This window comes from Thioclava sp. SK-1 (assembly GCF_001705665.1).
In the GTDB taxonomy this organism is placed as follows: Bacteria; Pseudomonadota; Alphaproteobacteria; order Rhodobacterales; family Rhodobacteraceae; genus Thioclava.
On sequence record NZ_MDHA01000044.1, the window covers coordinates 317,343 to 333,711 of the forward strand.

Here is a 16,369-nt window from a genome sequence, read left to right on the forward strand (position 1 = left end):
CGCCCCCTATTCATTTTTCGATGTTTTTTGCGCGGTAGCGGGTCAAAATTTTGGCCCAAGGTCAATTTTCGAACTATCCGTGAAACGTGATAGGCGGAACCGGCTGAGATCATGCCCAGCTGGCCGCCCCAGCATCAGATCGGCCATCACACGGCCAATACCCGGCCCGATCCCAAACCCATGACCCGACAGCCCTGTCGCCACCCAGAACCCCGGCACCGAGGTTTCATCCAAAACGGGCACCGTGTCTGGCATCACGTCAATCATCCCGGCCCAGCTGTCTTGCAGCCGTATTGGTCCTAAATGTGGGAAAGCACGCGAGAATGCGCTGCGTGTCTTGTCCAAGAGCAGCGCGTTTGGCTTGGGATCCAAGACCCGCATCGCCTCGAATGGGGTCGCATCCTCCCCCGTCCAGCTGCGCGGCGTGCGCCATGCGTCAGGAAAGCCTGCCGGCGCCATCGGTTGTAAGCTGGTCTGGCTGAAATCACGCAAAAGCTGTGGCAAGAAGGCTGTGAAATGGCGGAATGCGTCTGGCCCGACCCAAAAATCATGCTGCGTCCCTGGCGCGAGCGTATATCCGCCATCCGCCCGTCTGCGAAACGCAAATTCACGATCCGCACCAGATGTTTCGCCCAACAGCGGCAACGCCTGCGTCCGCGCCACCGACGCGCGCACGGCAAGCTGCGGGAATATCACCCCTTCATTACGGGCAAAAAGCGATGACCAAGCGCCGCCCGTCAATAAGACCTGCTCGCAGTCGATGGTACCTGCCTCGGTCACCACGCCGCAAACCGCGCCATTGCGCCGTTCCAACGTGCGAACCGCGCAGCGCTCTCGGATCACAACACCGGCTGCAACCGCCAAATCCGACAGCATCGGTACCGCCAGAAACGGCTCTGCACGTGCATCTGACGGCGTCGTAACCCCGCCAAGCCAACCCGCAGAATTGGGAGCCATTGCCTGTACCTGCGCCGATGTCAGTAATTGGCTATCCAGACCAAATTGTTGTGCAAGTGATACCCAGCGTGCATTGCCTTCCATTTTTTCCGGCGTATTGGCCAGATAAGTGACACCACAGGTTTTAAACCCCAGCTCCGGCCCCAGCTCTTTTGCCAACCCGTGCCACAGCCGCAGCGCCTCCATCATGATCGGCAGCTCTGCCGGGTCGCGCCCTTGTTGCCGGATCCAGCCCCAATTGCGGCCAGACTGTTCCCCGGCAATGCGCCCCTTTTCACACAGAACAACTCGGCGTCCCGCACGGGCCAGAAAATACGCGCTCATGATGCCGGCGATGCCGCCGCCAATCACGACAACATCCGTCTGTTCTGGCAACTGTGCGCGATGGCGCGGACTGCTGTTCATTGAAATCGGAATACCCACAATATTTACCCTTCAAATCAGTCGCATAACCGCGACACGAGGGTTTCCATAAAGGTCCACCCGGCTTCAAATTCCGAAAGCGCCAGCCACTCATCGGGCTTGTGTGCCTGCTCAATATTTCCTGGACCACAAACGGCGGCAGACCAGCCGCGTTGCTGAAACTGCCCCGCTTCTGTGCCGTAGCTGACCACTTCGGGCGCGTTTTCCCCGGTGATGTGCCGCGCCAGCAGCTCTGCCCCGCCGTCGCGTTCAGGCGCAAGCCCGGTAAAGGCGAACAGCTCGGAAACTTCGATAAAGGCTTCGTCATCCACCGCCTTCATCTGCGCCTCAATCTCGGCAACTTTGGCCATGAACACGGCGCGCCAATCTTCTGGATTTTCAGGCGGCATCACCCGAAAGCTGACATCCAATTCACATAATGCGGCGGTGATATTATGCGCTGTGCCGCCATTGATCTGGCCGCAATGCACGGTGGTCCAGGGTGGCACAAACGGGCCTTGGGGATCAGAACTGGCCTCACCTTTCTGGTTCATCTCATTGATCCAGCTCAGAATTTTTGCGGCTTCCAAAATCGCGCTGACCCCGGTGTGCATCAAAGACGAATGGACCTCTACGCCGTGGATCGCCACTTTGAATGCCAAGCCTCCCTTATGACCAGACACCACTTTCATCTGCGTCGGCTCTCCGACGATCACGCCCGCAGCACGCGGCAGAGCCGTCATTGCTTCGATCAGAGGAATACACCCGATGCAGCCGATTTCCTCATCATGGCTTAGCGCGATCTGCAGCGGGCGTTTCAAATCCCGCTTGGCCGCCAATGCCATCGCAGCAAGCGCCAGCGCGTCGAACCCTTTCATATCACAGCAGCCCCGACCATATAGCCGCCCGTCGCGTTCGCTGACCACCCACGGGTCCGTGCTCCACTCCTGACCGTCCACCGGCACGACATCGGTATGGCCCGACAAAACCGTCCCGCCTTCGACGGCCGGCCCCACCATCGCGTAAAGCGAGGCTTTGGGCGCATTGGGATCGGGCACAATCGTGGCCTCAATCCCCTGTTCAGCCAGCCAAGCGGCAACCCATTCAATCAAGTCCAGGTTGCTGGACCGGCTAACCGAAGGAAACGCCACAAGGCGTTCAAGAAGCTGCCGGGCGGTGGCAAGATCGGACATTGGGGGCTCCCGTTTAAGATCATATTTCAGGCGAGACGCTGTCAACACCAACCATATACGTCAAGCCATGGCAGCTATGCATCTGGATTATGTCGAATGTCGACAATCAGACTTGCAAGCACAAGAAATTTATCTAACAGTTAGTAAAAAATAGGCATCTGCACAGACAGGCCGCACATAAAATCGCTTAAAATCAAAGCGATACCAACAGACTGGAGAACCATATGCCGAACGGGGCAGAGCCCGCGCTTCGCGTTGATGGGTTGAAAACCGTTTTCCGCACACGTGGCGGAGCGGTCCATGCCGTCAATTCTGTGTCTTTTGATCTTTATCCCGGGGAGCTGCTTGGGGTGGTCGGGGAGTCAGGGTCGGGCAAGTCCGTGACAATGATGTCATTGATCGGATTATTGCCACAGCCCCCTGCGGAGATCCGCGCAGGTGAGGTAATGTTTGAAGGGGTGAACCTGCGCACTTGTTCGCCTGAACATCTGCGCAAAGTGCGCGGGCCCGGAATCGGATTCATTTTTCAAGATCCGATGACCTCTTTGAACCCGGTGTTCACGGTTGGCTATCAGCTGCGCGAACCGTTGATCAAACATATGGGATTGAACAAGAAACAGGCGCATGCCCGCGCGAAAGAGCTACTGGAACTTGTTGGCATCCCCGATGCGGAACGCCGGTTAAAGGATTATCCGCATCAATTTTCCGGCGGCATGCGTCAGCGCGTGATGATTGCAATTGCCCTGACCTGTGACCCCAAAGTGCTGATCGCGGATGAACCGACAACCGCGCTGGATGTAACCATTCAGGCCCAGATATTAGAGCTGGTGAAAGATTTACGCCAAAAACTGGGGATGGCCATTGTGTGGATCACCCATGATCTGGGCGTCATTGCCGGGATCGCGGACCGGATTATGGTAATGTATGGTGGGCAGATCGTGGAACAAGGCCCCGTGAAAGAGGTGTTCCGCGCGCCTGCGCATCCCTACACTCAGGCGTTGCTGCGCACTGTGCCAAGCGTGCGCGGCGATCGCGCGCCCAAACTGTCCGTGATCGAAGGGCAACCGCCGATCCTGACCGCAGCACCGGCCGCCTGTTCTTTCCGTGATCGGTGTCCCAAGGCGTTCGATCTGTGCCACAGCCAGAACCCGCCCCGGTTTGAGGCAGGTCCGGGCCATGACGCAGCGTGTTTTTGGAATTCAGCCGCCGACTCACCGCGCGCAGCCCCTTTGATTTTGACGGAGCATGATCATGCCTGATGCCACCAAACCACCCTTGGTGCAGGTGCAAGGCCTGAAAATGTATTTTCCGATCACCGCAGGTGTGTTTCGCAAACATGTGGGGGATGTGAAGGCGGTTGATAACGTCTCCTTTGACATTCACGAAGGTGAGACACTGGGGCTGGTCGGCGAATCGGGCTGCGGGAAATCGACCACAGGACGCGCGATTTTGCGGCTGTATGAGCCTACGGCAGGCAGCGTAAAAATCGACGGGATCGAAATCGCGAAGGCCGATGAGCGCCAGTTGCGGCGAATGCGCCCGACCATGCAGATGGTGTTCCAAGATCCGCAGGCCAGTCTGAACCCGCGCATGACAATTGCCGGCATCATCAGCGAGCCCCTAGACGAGCATACGCAGCTATCGAAAAAGGAAAAGTTGCTGCGGGTGTATGAGCTGATGGATCAGGTGGGGCTGAACCGCACCTTTGCCAATCGCTACCCACATGAATTTTCCGGTGGGCAACGGCAGCGCATTGGAATTGCGCGTGCCTTGGCGCTGAATCCCAAATTTATCATTTGTGACGAACCGATTGCCGCATTGGATGTGTCGATCCAGGCGCAGGTGGTCAACCTGCTAGAAGAGCTGCAAGATCGGCTGGGCCTGACCTATCTGTTCATCAGCCATGACCTTTCGATGGTGCGCCATATCGCGGATCGCGTCGCGGTGATGTATCTGGGCCAAATCGTAGAGCTTGCACCGCGCGACGCGGTTTATGCACAGCCCCTGCACCCCTATACGCAAGCGTTGCTATCTGCGGTTCCAGAACCGGACCCTGAGGCCGAGGTCGACCGCCATCGCATCTTACTGACGGGGGATGTGCCCTCCCCCGCAAATCCGCCCAAGGGCTGCAATTTTTGCACGCGTTGCCCACAGGTGAAACCAATTTGCCACGAGATTGAACCCAGATTCCAAGAGGTTGAACCGGGGCGATATGTGTCCTGCCATATTTATCAGGACCAAAACACGACTGCCGGAAACACGGCGGCACCGCAGACCGAACTGGTCTGACCCAACAAAAATAGTCCATAACGGAGAGGACAGAATGAAACATATCACCGCTTTGCTGGGCGCAGTCGCGGCCATTGGGATTGCCCCAGCGGCATTTGCCGAACGCGGCGCTGACGGTCAGGTCAATGTGATCTATTGGCAAGCCCCGTCCACCATGAACCCATATTTGTCAGCCGGGACGAAGGATGTTGAAGCCTCGTCTTTGGTGTTGGAACCACTGGCTGGTTTCAACGAAAAAGGTGAAATCATCCCCCGTCTTGTGACGGAAATCCCGAGCCTGGAAAACGGTGGCATCGCGCAGGATCTGACATCGATCACCTGGCATATCACGCCGGGGTTGAAATGGTCCGATGGCACGCCATTGACCGCCGAAGATGCGGCGTTTACCGCGCAATATTGTATGCACCCAGAGGGCGGCTGCGCCTATCTGGCACGATATGAGGGCATTCAATCAGTTGAAGCCTTGGATGATCTGACCGTCAAGATCACCTATGATGCGCCACGCCCGAACCCGTTTACAGCCTTCACCGGCGCCACCTCGCCGGTTTTGCAAAAAGCACAGTTTGAGAAATGCCTGGGCGCTGCCGCCTCCAGCTGCACCGCGGAAAATTTCAACCCGATCGGCACAGGGCCGTTCCGCGTCACCGAATTCCGTACCAATGACGTGATCACAATGGAGGCAAATCCAGAATATCGCGATGCGGCTAAACCTGCGTTTTCAACATTGGTACTGAAAGGTGGGGGCGATGCGGCTGCGGCAGGGCGTGCCGTTCTGGAAACAGGCGAATTCGACTATGCGTGGAATTTGCAGCTTGCCCCCGATGTTTTGGCTGCGATGGAAGCCAAAGGCAAAGGCGAACTGGTGGTAGGTTTTGGCACATTGGTCGAGCGGCTGGAAATGAATATGACAGATCCATCCTCCGATCTGCCGGAGGGCGAGCGCTCGACTGCGGCTCATCCACATCCGATCTTGTCGGATGAACGCGTCCGACGTGCGTTATCGATGGCGATTGATCGCAACATTTTAACGGAAATCGGCTATGGTCAGGCAGGGCGCGCGACCTGTAATCTGGTGCCGGCCCCGGCAATGTTTGCCTCTGACAACACCGAATGTCTGACACAGGATATGGCCGGCGCGAAGGCCTTGCTGGATGACGCAGGCTGGACTGATACGGATGGCGATGGCATTCGTGACAAAGATGGCAAAGCGCTAAGCTTGCTGTTCCAAAGCTCCACCAATGCCGTGCGCCAAGATTTTCAATCGATCATCAAACAATGGTGGTCCGAGCTGGGTGTCGAGACCGAATTGAAAAACGTTGATGGCTCGGTCTTCTTTGGTGGCGATGCAGGCTCGCCCGATACGTTCCAGAAATTTTATGCCGATGTGGAGATGTATGCCAACAATTTCGACGGCACGGATCCAGAGCCCTACCTGGCACAATATACATGTTCAAAAGCGCCACGTCCGGCAACGCAATGGCAAGGCGAAAACATCAACCGTTTCTGTGATGAAGCCTATGATGAAAAGGTCAAAGAGCTGGGCCTGACCGGAGAGCTGACGGAACGCGCGACCCTTGCGAAAGCCATGAATGACATGCTGACCAAAGACACAATGACCATCGTGCCTTTGGTCGATCGTGGTCGTGTTTCGGCGAAATCCAATACACTGGGTGGGGTGGTGCTCAACACTTGGGATTCAGAGCTTTGGAACGCGTCAGACTGGTATCGGGCTGAATAATTTTCCGCTCATTTGCCGCTTCGCGGTGTTCGATCCCCCTTTAGGGGATCGAACCCGGGCGGTGGCGGGGGCCGGGCCTTTGGCCCGGCCCCCGCCACCGCCACCCCCCGGTCATACCGGACCGCCCTGCTAAAATGCGGACAGCCAGAAAGTATCAGCCGCCGATGTTCACCTATACTTTGCGACGATTGCTGATTGCGATCCCCACGCTTTTGATCATTTCCCTGATCATATTCTTACTTTTAGAGGCCGCGCCCGGCGATCCATTGGGTGATGTTCCTTTAACCGTCCCGCCGGAGGTCAAAGCCAAGATGCGCGAAGCACTTGGTCTGAATTCGGCCTGGTGGGTACGCTATCTTTTGTGGTTAAAACAGTTTTTCTGGGTCGAGCCGGTTCACCTGTGGGATTATACCTTTGGCACGCATTTTGGCGACGGTATGCAGCGCGTTATTTCATTTCAATCGCGCCAACCCGTGATGGCCATCATTGCCGAGCGGATGCCACAAACATTGATGGTTGTGGGGCTGGCCTATATCGTTGGCGTATTGATTGCACTGCCGATCGGGATCATTTCCGCCTATAAGCAGTATAGCTGGTTCGACAATATCGGCACATTCATCGCCATGCTGGGGTTTTCGGTTCCCACGTTCTTTACTGGCGTGGTATTGATCATCGTTTTCGCGGTAAAGCTGCAATGGTTTCCTTCGGTCTATGACACAATGTTAGAGGTCACCGATTGGTCAAGCTTTTGGCAACAAATCCGGCAGATGGTTATGCCCGTCACGGTATTGGCCCTGTATAATGCTGCGCAAATCTCGCGGTTCATGCGGGCCTCGATGCTTGACAACCTGGGACAAGATTATGTGCGCACGGCACGCGCCAAAGGGCTAACCGAAAATGTCGTCGTGTTGATCCATGTGCTGCGCAATTCCATGATCCCTGTGATCACTGTTATCGCCCTGGGTGTTCCCACGATTTTCGGCGGCGCGATCATCACCGAGCAGGTGTTCAAGGTAAACGGCCTGGGCCAGCAATTGATCTTATCGATCTATGCCAATGACCTGCCAATGGTCATGACGCTGACGTTCATCTTTGCCATCCTTATCGTTCTTTTCAATCTGGTTGCCGATCTACTGTACGGCATTCTCGACCCACGGATCCGCTATGATTAAACTTGAAAAAGCGATGGCCAAAATGGATGCCGCCAAGGCGCAGCGCGGTGAAGCCCCTCAACCTGAGGCCGCACAGCCTGCTGCAGCACCCGCCGCAGCGCCACCTGCCCCTCCGCACCCGGTTCAGATCACGGCGACAAGCCGCGCGCCGCGCTCTCAGTGGTGGGATGTTTGGGATCAATTCAAAACGCATAAAGGTGCGTTATTTGGCCTGTCGATCTTCGTGATCATTCTTGTTGGCATTTTCTTGGGGCCGTTGGTGTGGAAAACTGCCCCCAGCTATGTTGATCTGTTGGCGCGCAACAAAGGACCATCGGCAGCACATCCCTTTGGCACCGACCAATTGGGCCGCGATCTGCTGGCGCGTATCCTGGCCGGGGGCCAGATCACCATTGCCGTCGGGATGACCGCGATGTTGCTTTCGTTGTTTTTAGGCACGGCCATCGGCGTATTGTCGGGGTATTTCAAACGGCTTGACGGCCCGCTGATGCGCCTGACCGATTTGTTCCTAGCGCTGCCCCTACTGCCCCTATTGTTGCTGATGGTCACGTTGTTTCGTGAGCCCCTATCCAAGGCGTTTGGCCCTGAAACCGGCATATTCATTCTGATTGTCACCGCGATCGGGGCGACATCTTGGATGCAAACGGCACGGATCGTGCGCGGCGATGTGCTTGTGCTGAAAGAGCGTGAATTTGTCCTTGCGGCGAAATCCATTGGTACCCCGCCACGGCGGATGATCCTGCGCCATGTTTTGCCAAATGCCCTTAGTCCGATCATGGTCTCTGCGACCTTGGGCATCGCCACCGCTGTCATCACCGAAAGCTCGTTATCGTTTTTGGGGTTGGGATTCCCACCGGATTTTCCAACTTGGGGCAGATTGCTGTTTGATGCAGTCGATCAGATGCAACTGTATCCTGCACGGGTAATTTTACCCGGTATCGCGATTTCGCTTACGGTGTTGTCGGTCAACTATATTGGAGATGGGTTGCGCGATGCTCTGGACCCGCGCATTCGGGGCCGGTGACCACAGTGCTACAACAGATTGCAAATGACACTGCGGGGGGACGCGCGCATTGGAGCGCCCCCTTAATCCGCCGGCCCCTTTCGACGCAGATTATTCAAATGTCTGGGCCAAAACGGCTGCCAAAGCAGCCCCTTGCGCGCCTGAGGCCGCAAGCCCATCGGCAGTGCCACGCCGATCCGCTTCGGATTTATGTTGATTGATCTTCCACGCGCCCTCCAACCGATCCACGGAAAATTGCAATCCCACAATTCCGCGTTCAAGGCTGTTCAGATACTCCCGCGGGGCGTCGTCAACAGACCATGGTTGCGGCATATTCGCCTCTGACGCTTGCGTCAGGTCGTGCAAATGCTGCGCCAACCAGCTGCGATCTTGAACCGCGCGAAGCTGGCCATGGGCATGCACCGCAATATAGGTCCAAGTTGGCACAACCTTTCCCGTTTCCGCCTTCGTCGGATAGAACGACGGAGATATATAAGCCTGGGGTCCTTGAAAAATCGCGACCGACGGACGGTCCTGTGCAAGCCTTCGCCAATGGGGATTACCGCGCGCGACATGAGTTTCTAAGGTGACGGCCTTCCCCGTATCGCGCAGCAGCATTGGCACATGCGAAACGTCAATTCCGCCGTCATGTGGCGTGACCAACGCTGCCAGTCGAATCTGCGCGATCGCATGATGCAACACTTCGCGGCGGGTTTCTGCAAAGGCCGGTGGACGATACATGAGGCTGGCTCCAACAGTTCGCATGGCCGTAAACACGGCGGGGTATGATGCCTGCCGCGCGCTCTTGCGACATTCAGGTATTTATCACCTGAGCGCAACACTTGGGCGTCGGCCCGATAGCGGAATTACAGATCACATAAGACGGGCCGGCACTTATTGTTGTGCCGGCCCGTCTTATGAATCAGGTAGGTGCAGATGCCGCGCCAAAAAATGCCCCGCACGCATTCCGGCACAGGCTGCTTTATTTATCGGATGGCGGTGCGTCCGGGTCGGGTTTCCCTATCCCGGAAAACACGGGTTTCAGCGGAATGATCCAAGCAACACCCAAAACTACATAGACGACCAGCTCAATCAGGATCGGCAATCGACCGAAATAGCCTTCGGCAAGATTGGTGACAGTGACCGCCACCGCAATGTAGATCGGCAGACCGATCAGCAATGCGACAATGGACCACATCCGCCGCGCCTTATAGCTGAGCGCCATGGTATCAATCCTCGAACGGGTCGGTGACAAGAATCGTGTCGTCACGCTCTGGGCTGGTGGACAGCATGGCCACCGGGCAATCGATCAGCTCTTCGATGCGACGGACATATTTCACCGCCGCGCCGGGCAGGTCATTCCATGAGCGTGCGCCTTCGGTCGATTCCGACCAGCCTTCGACCTCTTCATAGATCGGCTTGCAACGCGCCTGCTGATCCGAAGCCGTCGGAAGATAGTCAAGTCGTTCACCGTCCAGCTCATAGCCGATGCAGATCTTGATCGTCTTGAAACCGTCCAATACATCAAGTTTGGTCAAGGAAATACCGTTGACGCCCGACACGGCGCAGGTCTGGCGCACCAGCGCGGCATCGAACCAACCGCAGCGACGTTTGCGCCCGGTGACGGTGCCAAATTCGTGGCCGCGCGTGCCCAACCGGTTGCCGTCTTCATCGTCCAGCTCTGTCGGGAACGGGCCTTCGCCGACCCGTGTGGTATAGGCTTTGACAATACCAAGGACATAATCGATTGAGCCCGGACCGATGCCCACACCCGTCGCAGCCTGCCCGGCGATCACATTAGAGGAAGTGACGAAAGGATAGGTGCCGAAATCAATATCAAGCAGCGAGCCTTGCGCGCCTTCAAACAAGATGCGTTTGCCGGCCTTGCGCTGCTCTGTCAGAACTTTCCAGACGGGAGCTGCATATTTCAGGATTTCCGGCGCAACCTCATTCAGCTGTGCCAAGATTGCATCGCGGTCGATCGGCTCCAGGCCCAGACCGCGGCGCAGCGCGTCGTGATGCACCAACGCGCGGTCCACACGCGCGGCAAGCGTTGTAGGATCGGCCAGATCTGCGACGCGGATGACGCGGCGCCCCACCTTATCTTCATAGGCAGGGCCAATGCCGCGACCTGTGGTACCAATCTTTGTACCCGCGGTGGCCACGCCTTCGCGCGCGCGGTCCAGCTCGCCGTGGAATGGCAAGATCAGCGGTGTGTTTTCCGCAATCATCAGCGTTTCGGGCGAAATTTCGACGCCCTGTTCACGGATCTTATCAATTTCACCCAGCAGATGCCACGGATCCAAGACGACACCGTTGCCGATCACGCTAAGCTTACCGCCGCGCACAACCCCCGAAGGTAGCGCGTTCAGCTTGTAGACTTTGCCGTCAATCACCAACGTGTGGCCGGCATTGTGACCACCTTGAAAGCGCGCGATGACATCGGCACGTTCTGAGAGCCAGTCTACAATCTTGCCCTTCCCCTCGTCACCCCATTGGGCACCGACGACGACGACATTGGCCATGATATACTCCTGAAGGCTAAGAAAACCTTGCGCGGTATAGCGAAGCTGGGCCGAATGCGAAACCTGTTTTTATGGATGTTTCATGACAAAAGCCCAATTGCAGCGCGTCGCGATGTATCAGCGGGATCCGCATGGGGCTCTGCCCCCTTGGCCTGCGGCCAATTCCCCCGGGATATATATAGCAAGCTGAAAGCTGCGCAGAAAAATGGATGTTTTGGCCCATGCGGGCGCAAGACGGGCAATCGGGGGCTTGCACGAGAGGATACATCCGCCTAGATAGGCGCGTCATCCGATACAGAAGGCCTTGTCCGCATGCAAACTGTCGTTCTTTCCATCCACCTGATCCTTGCGTTGTTGATGATTGGCGTGGTGCTGCTGCAGCGGTCCGAAGGCGGCGGCCTTGGGATGGGCGATTCAGGTGGTGGGGCAGGCAATGGTGTCATGACCGGGCGTCAGGCGGCGAATGCGCTGTCGAAGCTGACCTGGATCCTTGCAGCCGGGTTCCTTGCGACCTCGATCACCTTGACGGTTTTGGCTGCGCGCGATGCGCAAAACGGTTCTGTTGTGGATCTGATGCCTGCAACAGATGGGTCCGCACCTGCGCTGCCCTCTGTTGACCTGACACCGCCCCCTGCAAGCACAAACGCGCCGATTACACCCCCTGCTGCGGAGTAATCCTAAGGCGGCCTGTCTGGACCGTATTTTCAAAGCGCCCACCGCAAAGTATCGCGTTGAGCGGGCGCTTTAACTCTACTGCTTGCGGTCCGATTGCGGGCGGGCTGCGAATCATGTAAGCATTAAATCCCGTGAGCCCGGTGCAATCGTGTCGGGCCTTTTTCTTTTGTGCTGCCTTGAAACAAGGTGGCAGTGACAGACACTCACGGGGGCTTCCATGGCACGTTACGTCTTCATCACCGGCGGTGTGGTTTCTTCGCTCGGCAAAGGCTTGGCATCGGCGGCACTGGGGGCTTTGCTTCAGGCGCGCGGTTTTTCCGTTCGGCTGCGCAAGCTTGATCCCTATTTAAACGTTGATCCCGGCACGATGTCGCCATTTGAACATGGCGAAGTTTTTGTGACCGATGACGGCGCCGAAACGGATCTGGATCTGGGGCATTACGAGCGGTTCACCGGGGTGTCCGCGCGCAAGACAGATTCGATTTCATCTGGACGCATCTACACCAATGTTCTGGAGAAAGAGCGCCGCGGCGAATATCTGGGCAAGACCATTCAGGTGATTCCCCATGTGACGAATGAAATCAAAGACTTTATCTCTATCGGGGATGACGAGGTTGATTTCATGTTGTGTGAAATTGGCGGCACGGTAGGCGATATTGAGGGTTTGCCGTTCTTCGAAGCGATCCGTCAGTTCAGCCAAGATCGTCCGCGCGGCCAATGTATTTTCATGCATCTGACATTGCTGCCCTATTTGGCGGCCAGTGGGGAGCTGAAAACAAAACCAACGCAGCACTCGGTCAAAGAGCTGCGCTCTATCGGGTTGCAGCCTGATGTTTTGGTCTGCCGTTCAGAACACCCGATCCCGGAAAAAGAACGCGCCAAGATTGGCCTGTTTTGTAACGTGCGACCAGAGGCGGTAATTCCGGCCTATGATCTAAAATCGATTTATGAAGCGCCCTTGGCCTATCACCGGGTGGGTTTGGATCAGGCCGTTTTGGATGCGTTTGGTATATCGCCTGCGCCCAAACCCGAGATGAGCCGCTGGGAAGACGTGATGGATCGTCTGAACAACGCCGAAGGTGTTGTGCGTGTGGCGATCGTTGGTAAATATGTGCAGCTGGAAGACGCGTATAAATCCATTGCCGAGGCGCTGACACATGGGGGTATGGCCAACCGCGTGAAAGTGAAAGCCGAGTGGATCGATGCCGAAGTGTTCGACCGTGAAGATCCGGCGGCCTATCTGGAAGATTATGATGCGATCCTGGTGCCCGGTGGCTTTGGTGAACGCGGAACCGAAGGCAAGATCCGCGCCGCACAATTCGCGCGCGAGAAGAAGATCCCCTATATGGGCATTTGTCTTGGCATGCAGATGGCGGTCATTGAAGCTGCGCGCAATCTGGCCGGGATTGAAGATGCGGGTTCGGAAGAATTCAACCATGAAGCCGGCGCAGAGCGGTTTGAACCTGTCGTCTATCACCTGAAAGAATGGGTGCAGGGCAATCATCGGGTGGAACGTAAAGTGACCGACGATAAGGGCGGCACCATGCGTTTGGGCGCCTATTCTGCGGCTTTGACGCCGGGGTCAAATGTGGCCGCGCAATATGGCACCACCGAAATCGAGGAGCGCCACCGCCATCGCTATGAGGTTGACGCACGATACCGCGAAAAGCTGGAAGAGTGTGGCATGGTCTTTTCCGGCATGTCGCCTGATGGTCGCCTGCCCGAGATTGTAGAACACAAAGACCACCCGTGGTTCATCGGTGTGCAGTTCCACCCTGAGCTGAAATCAAAACCTTTCGCGCCGCATCCGCTGTTTGCAGGCTTTATCAAAGCTGCCAAAGAGCAAAACCGATTAGTCTAAGACCATGCGGATTGCGATGATATGGACATCGGGGGCCTTGTGCCCCCGGTGTTATGTCGCGGAGAGGGTCAAAGATCTTGCGGCACACGCAAATGGCCGTGCAGCCAAGGGTTTTGCGCAATGGCAGGGCTGACAATCTGCGCCATAAGGGAGGTTTGCAAATGCCGCGCGACCATCTGTGCCAAATCGGCCATCATCCCTGCGCGTGCAAACACCGAAATCTCGCGGGTCAGACCGGGCCTGCGCATCGGGCGCAAGGTAAGACCGCTGCGCGCGCCGTGATGCAGGGCGGACGGGGTCAAGATCGTCCATCCCTGCCCTGCCGCCACCAGTGACAAAATCGCCGGATAGCTGTCCATTTCATAGCGCGACGGTGGCGTAAGGCTGTGTTGTGCCAGATATTGTGCGATCACCCGGCCCATCAATGTCCGCTGACTGTACCGAATAAGCGGCAGATCCGCATCCATACGGTTATCTGGCCAGACCTCTAGAAAAGGTTCTTGCAGGACTGAATAGGCCTGCAACCCATCGGCTGCGGGCGCATGCGGCGCTGCGGCCACCACCACATCCAATGCGCGGGCCTCCAGTTTGCTAAGCAGTCGGTGGCTGGGGCCGGTTTCCAATTCAAACCTGCATGAGGTCAGCGTTTGCGCCATATCCCTTAGCAGCTGCGGGGTCACGGCATGCTCAAAATCTTCGATCATACCAAGGCGGAAATGACGCAGGCTTCGGTGATCGGCACCGGCAATATCCCCGCGCCCCTGTGCCAAGGCATCCAACATCGCCCCCGCATGTGGCAAGAACGCAGTTCCCGCTGCTGTCAATTTCATCGGCCGGGCGGAGCGGTCCACCAGATCAGCGCCCAAAGCTGCCTCTAGCGCAACAAGTTGCTGACTGACGGCGGAGGCGGATACACCCAAACGGCGCGCCACCGCAGTGATCGCGCCTTCTTCAGCCACAGCGACCAGCACCTCTACCGCCCATAGGCTGACACGTTCTCGTTGGGTTGCCATATTTCCCCCTTCGGTTCGCGCGCAGACTGCGGTATCGCAACAGGGATTGGCAACCGAATCCCGTGCAATTGGATCAATGACACCCATTGACGCGGCCCGCGCCAACGCTAGCCTGCATTCCAAATCTGACCAAGGAGTCGACGATGTCGGTGACACAAAGCTGGGAAGCCAGAGCAGAAGAATTCTCCCTTTATGGGTTCACCGATTTGCCCTCGGTTCATGACCGTGGCACGGTTGTGGTGACCCATGGGGAAGGCCCGTATATTTTCGACACCAACGGCCGCAAATATCTGGATGCCAATTCCGGCCTGTGGAACATGGTCGCCGGGTTCGATCACGCAGGGTTGACGCAGGCCGCCAAAGCCCAGTTTGATAAATTCCCCGGCTATCACAGCTTTTTCGGGCGGATGTCGGATCAGACTGTCTTGCTAAGTGAAAAGCTGATCGAAGTGTCGCCATTTGATACCGGGCGGGTGTTCTACACCAACTCTGGATCAGAGGCGAATGACACGATGGTTAAAATGTTGTGGTTCTTGCACGCCGCCGAAGGCAAGCCACAAAAGCGCAAGATTTTGACTCGGTGGAATAGCTATCACGGGGTGACGGCGGTGTCGGCATCAATGACGGGCAAGCCCTATAACTCGGTCTTTGGGCTGCCGTTGCCGGGGTTCATCCATGTTGGTTCGCCGCATTACTGGCGCTTTGGCCAAGAGGGGGAGACCGAAGAACAGTTCACCGCCCGGCTGGCCGCCGAGTTGGAAGCAACCATCATCAAGGAAGGCGCGGACACAATCGCAGGGTTCTTCGCAGAGCCGGTGATCGGCGCAGGTGGCGTCGTGCCCCCGCCCAAAGGCTATTTCCAGGCTATTTCCAAGGTTCTGGCAAAATATGACGTTCCGCTGATCTCGGATGAGGTCATCTGTGGCTTTGGCCGGACCGGGTCAACCTGGGGCGCGCAAACCTATGATTTCATGCCTGATGCGATTATCTCATCCAAAGCGCTGACAGCGGGGTATTTCCCGATGGGCGCGGTGATCATCGGCGGCACTTTGGCCCAACGCCTGCAAGACGCGATTGAAGCAATTGAGGAATTCCCGCATGGATTTACCGCATCGGGCCATCCGGTTGGCTGCGCCATCGCGCTAAAGGCGATAGATGTAGTGATGAACGAAGGGCTGGCCGATAACGTCAACCGCCTGTCGGGGCGTATGGAAGCCGGGCTGGCGGAAATCGCGACATCCGCAAATATCGGGGAACTGCGCGGCGTGGGCTATATGTGGGCCCTGGAAGCGGTGAAAGACCGTGCCACCAAAACCCCGTTCGACGGGCATCTGTCCGTGTCAGAACGGATCGCCAATACGTGCACGGATATGGGTCTGATCTGCCGTCCTTTGGGGCAGTCGGTCGTCCTATGCCCGCCGTTCATTATGACAGAACCGCAAATGGATGAGATGTTTGAAAAACTGGACCGCGCTTTGAAAAAGGTCTTTGCCGAAGTCGCCTGACCTGCCATCACGGGCGCGGTTGTCGCGCCCGTTTTA

Annotated in this window: 14 protein-coding genes; 8 read left to right on the top strand and 6 right to left on the bottom strand. The window is 56.9% G+C overall.

Annotation, left to right across the window (positions count from 1 at the left end; genetic code table 11):
* Positions 1-42: 42 nt before the first annotated feature.
* Both BFP70_RS11440 and argE read right to left on the bottom strand, forming a co-directional pair.
* Complete coding sequence (locus tag BFP70_RS11440) at positions 43-1,362, bottom strand: FAD-binding oxidoreductase (protein WP_066011686.1); 1,320 nt, start codon at positions 1,360-1,362, stop codon at positions 43-45.
* Positions 1,363-1,397: 35 nt separating this feature from the next.
* Positions 1,398-2,552 (bottom strand): acetylornithine deacetylase, encoded by a 1,155-nt coding sequence (gene argE / locus BFP70_RS11445; protein ID WP_066011687.1) that lies wholly within the window; start codon positions 2,550-2,552, stop codon positions 1,398-1,400.
* 224 nt (positions 2,553-2,776) lie between these two features.
* On the opposite strand from argE, the gene BFP70_RS11450 reads away from it, so the two are divergent.
* The 5 genes from BFP70_RS11450 (at position 2,777) to BFP70_RS11470 (ending at position 8,775) form a co-directional block, all read left to right on the top strand.
* Positions 2,777-3,811 carry an ABC transporter ATP-binding protein gene (locus tag BFP70_RS11450; RefSeq protein WP_066011688.1) on the top strand — a complete coding sequence of 345 codons (1,035 nt, stop codon included), beginning with the start codon at positions 2,777-2,779 and terminating at the stop codon, positions 3,809-3,811.
* Positions 3,804-4,841: an ABC transporter ATP-binding protein gene (locus BFP70_RS11455; protein ID WP_066011689.1), complete on the top strand. Its 1,038-nt coding sequence runs from the start codon at positions 3,804-3,806 to the stop codon at positions 4,839-4,841. The genes BFP70_RS11450 and BFP70_RS11455 overlap by 8 nt, the downstream gene beginning before the upstream one ends.
* 34 nt (positions 4,842-4,875) lie before the next feature.
* On the top strand, positions 4,876-6,579 hold the full coding sequence (locus BFP70_RS11460; protein WP_066011690.1) for a peptide ABC transporter substrate-binding protein: 1,704 nt from the start codon (positions 4,876-4,878) through the stop codon (positions 6,577-6,579).
* A gap of 164 nt (positions 6,580-6,743) precedes the next feature.
* Complete coding sequence (locus BFP70_RS11465) at positions 6,744-7,751, top strand: ABC transporter permease (protein WP_066011691.1); 1,008 nt, start codon at positions 6,744-6,746, stop codon at positions 7,749-7,751.
* Between the two features lie 22 nt (positions 7,752-7,773).
* Positions 7,774-8,775: an ABC transporter permease gene (locus BFP70_RS11470; RefSeq protein WP_083217473.1), complete on the top strand. Its 1,002-nt coding sequence runs from the start codon at positions 7,774-7,776 to the stop codon at positions 8,773-8,775.
* 90 nt (positions 8,776-8,865) lie between these two features.
* Here BFP70_RS11470 and BFP70_RS11475 read toward each other — a convergent pair whose 3' ends face one another.
* From BFP70_RS11475 to BFP70_RS11485, 3 genes are all read right to left on the bottom strand, one after another.
* Positions 8,866-9,495: an FMN-binding negative transcriptional regulator gene (locus tag BFP70_RS11475; protein ID WP_066011692.1), complete on the bottom strand. Its 630-nt coding sequence runs from the start codon at positions 9,493-9,495 to the stop codon at positions 8,866-8,868.
* A gap of 241 nt (positions 9,496-9,736) precedes the next feature.
* The gene (locus BFP70_RS11480) at positions 9,737-9,979 is read right to left on the bottom strand and encodes a DUF2842 domain-containing protein (protein WP_066011693.1); all 243 of its coding nucleotides are present in this window, start codon (positions 9,977-9,979) and stop codon (positions 9,737-9,739) included.
* A gap of 4 nt (positions 9,980-9,983) precedes the next feature.
* Complete coding sequence (locus BFP70_RS11485) at positions 9,984-11,279, bottom strand: adenylosuccinate synthase (protein ID WP_066011694.1); 1,296 nt, start codon at positions 11,277-11,279, stop codon at positions 9,984-9,986.
* A gap of 312 nt (positions 11,280-11,591) precedes the next feature.
* Here BFP70_RS11485 and secG point away from each other — a divergent pair, with 312 nt between their 5' ends.
* On the top strand, positions 11,592-11,954 hold the full coding sequence (gene secG / locus BFP70_RS11495; RefSeq protein ID WP_066011696.1) for a preprotein translocase subunit SecG: 363 nt from the start codon (positions 11,592-11,594) through the stop codon (positions 11,952-11,954).
* Positions 11,955-12,171: 217 nt separating this feature from the next.
* The gene (locus tag BFP70_RS11500; RefSeq protein WP_066011697.1) at positions 12,172-13,815 is read left to right on the top strand and encodes a CTP synthase; all 1,644 of its coding nucleotides are present in this window, start codon (positions 12,172-12,174) and stop codon (positions 13,813-13,815) included.
* Between the two features lie 68 nt (positions 13,816-13,883).
* On the opposite strand, the gene BFP70_RS11505 is transcribed toward BFP70_RS11500, so the two are convergent.
* Entirely contained in the window at positions 13,884-14,828 is a 945-nt protein-coding gene (locus BFP70_RS11505) for a LysR family transcriptional regulator (protein ID WP_066011771.1), read from the bottom strand.
* Positions 14,829-14,971: 143 nt separating this feature from the next.
* On the opposite strand from BFP70_RS11505, the gene BFP70_RS11510 reads away from it, so the two are divergent.
* Positions 14,972-16,333: an aminotransferase gene (locus BFP70_RS11510; RefSeq protein WP_066011698.1), complete on the top strand. Its 1,362-nt coding sequence runs from the start codon at positions 14,972-14,974 to the stop codon at positions 16,331-16,333.
* Positions 16,334-16,369 lie beyond the last annotated feature (36 nt).

What these genes read in the sequence shown, in the direction of transcription:
- BFP70_RS11440 (WP_066011686.1), bottom strand. Translation starts at nt 1,362, where the DNA reads ATGAACAGCAGTCCGCGCCATCGCGCACAGTTGCCAGAACAGACGGAT.
- argE (WP_066011687.1), bottom strand. Translation starts at nt 2,552, where the DNA reads ATGTCCGATCTTGCCACCGCCCGGCAGCTTCTTGAACGCCTTGTGGCG.
- BFP70_RS11450 (WP_066011688.1), top strand. Translation starts at nt 2,777, where the DNA reads ATGCCGAACGGGGCAGAGCCCGCGCTTCGCGTTGATGGGTTGAAAACC.
- BFP70_RS11455 (WP_066011689.1), top strand. Translation starts at nt 3,804, where the DNA reads ATGCCTGATGCCACCAAACCACCCTTGGTGCAGGTGCAAGGCCTGAAA.
- BFP70_RS11460 (WP_066011690.1), top strand. Translation starts at nt 4,876, where the DNA reads ATGAAACATATCACCGCTTTGCTGGGCGCAGTCGCGGCCATTGGGATT.
- BFP70_RS11465 (WP_066011691.1), top strand. Translation starts at nt 6,744, where the DNA reads ATGTTCACCTATACTTTGCGACGATTGCTGATTGCGATCCCCACGCTT.
- BFP70_RS11470 (WP_083217473.1), top strand. Translation starts at nt 7,774, where the DNA reads ATGGATGCCGCCAAGGCGCAGCGCGGTGAAGCCCCTCAACCTGAGGCC.
- BFP70_RS11475 (WP_066011692.1), bottom strand. Translation starts at nt 9,495, where the DNA reads ATGTATCGTCCACCGGCCTTTGCAGAAACCCGCCGCGAAGTGTTGCAT.
- BFP70_RS11480 (WP_066011693.1), bottom strand. Translation starts at nt 9,979, where the DNA reads ATGGCGCTCAGCTATAAGGCGCGGCGGATGTGGTCCATTGTCGCATTG.
- BFP70_RS11485 (WP_066011694.1), bottom strand. Translation starts at nt 11,279, where the DNA reads ATGGCCAATGTCGTCGTCGTCGGTGCCCAATGGGGTGACGAGGGGAAG.
- secG (WP_066011696.1), top strand. Translation starts at nt 11,592, where the DNA reads ATGCAAACTGTCGTTCTTTCCATCCACCTGATCCTTGCGTTGTTGATG.
- BFP70_RS11500 (WP_066011697.1), top strand. Translation starts at nt 12,172, where the DNA reads ATGGCACGTTACGTCTTCATCACCGGCGGTGTGGTTTCTTCGCTCGGC.
- BFP70_RS11505 (WP_066011771.1), bottom strand. Translation starts at nt 14,828, where the DNA reads ATGGCAACCCAACGAGAACGTGTCAGCCTATGGGCGGTAGAGGTGCTG.
- BFP70_RS11510 (WP_066011698.1), top strand. Translation starts at nt 14,972, where the DNA reads ATGTCGGTGACACAAAGCTGGGAAGCCAGAGCAGAAGAATTCTCCCTT.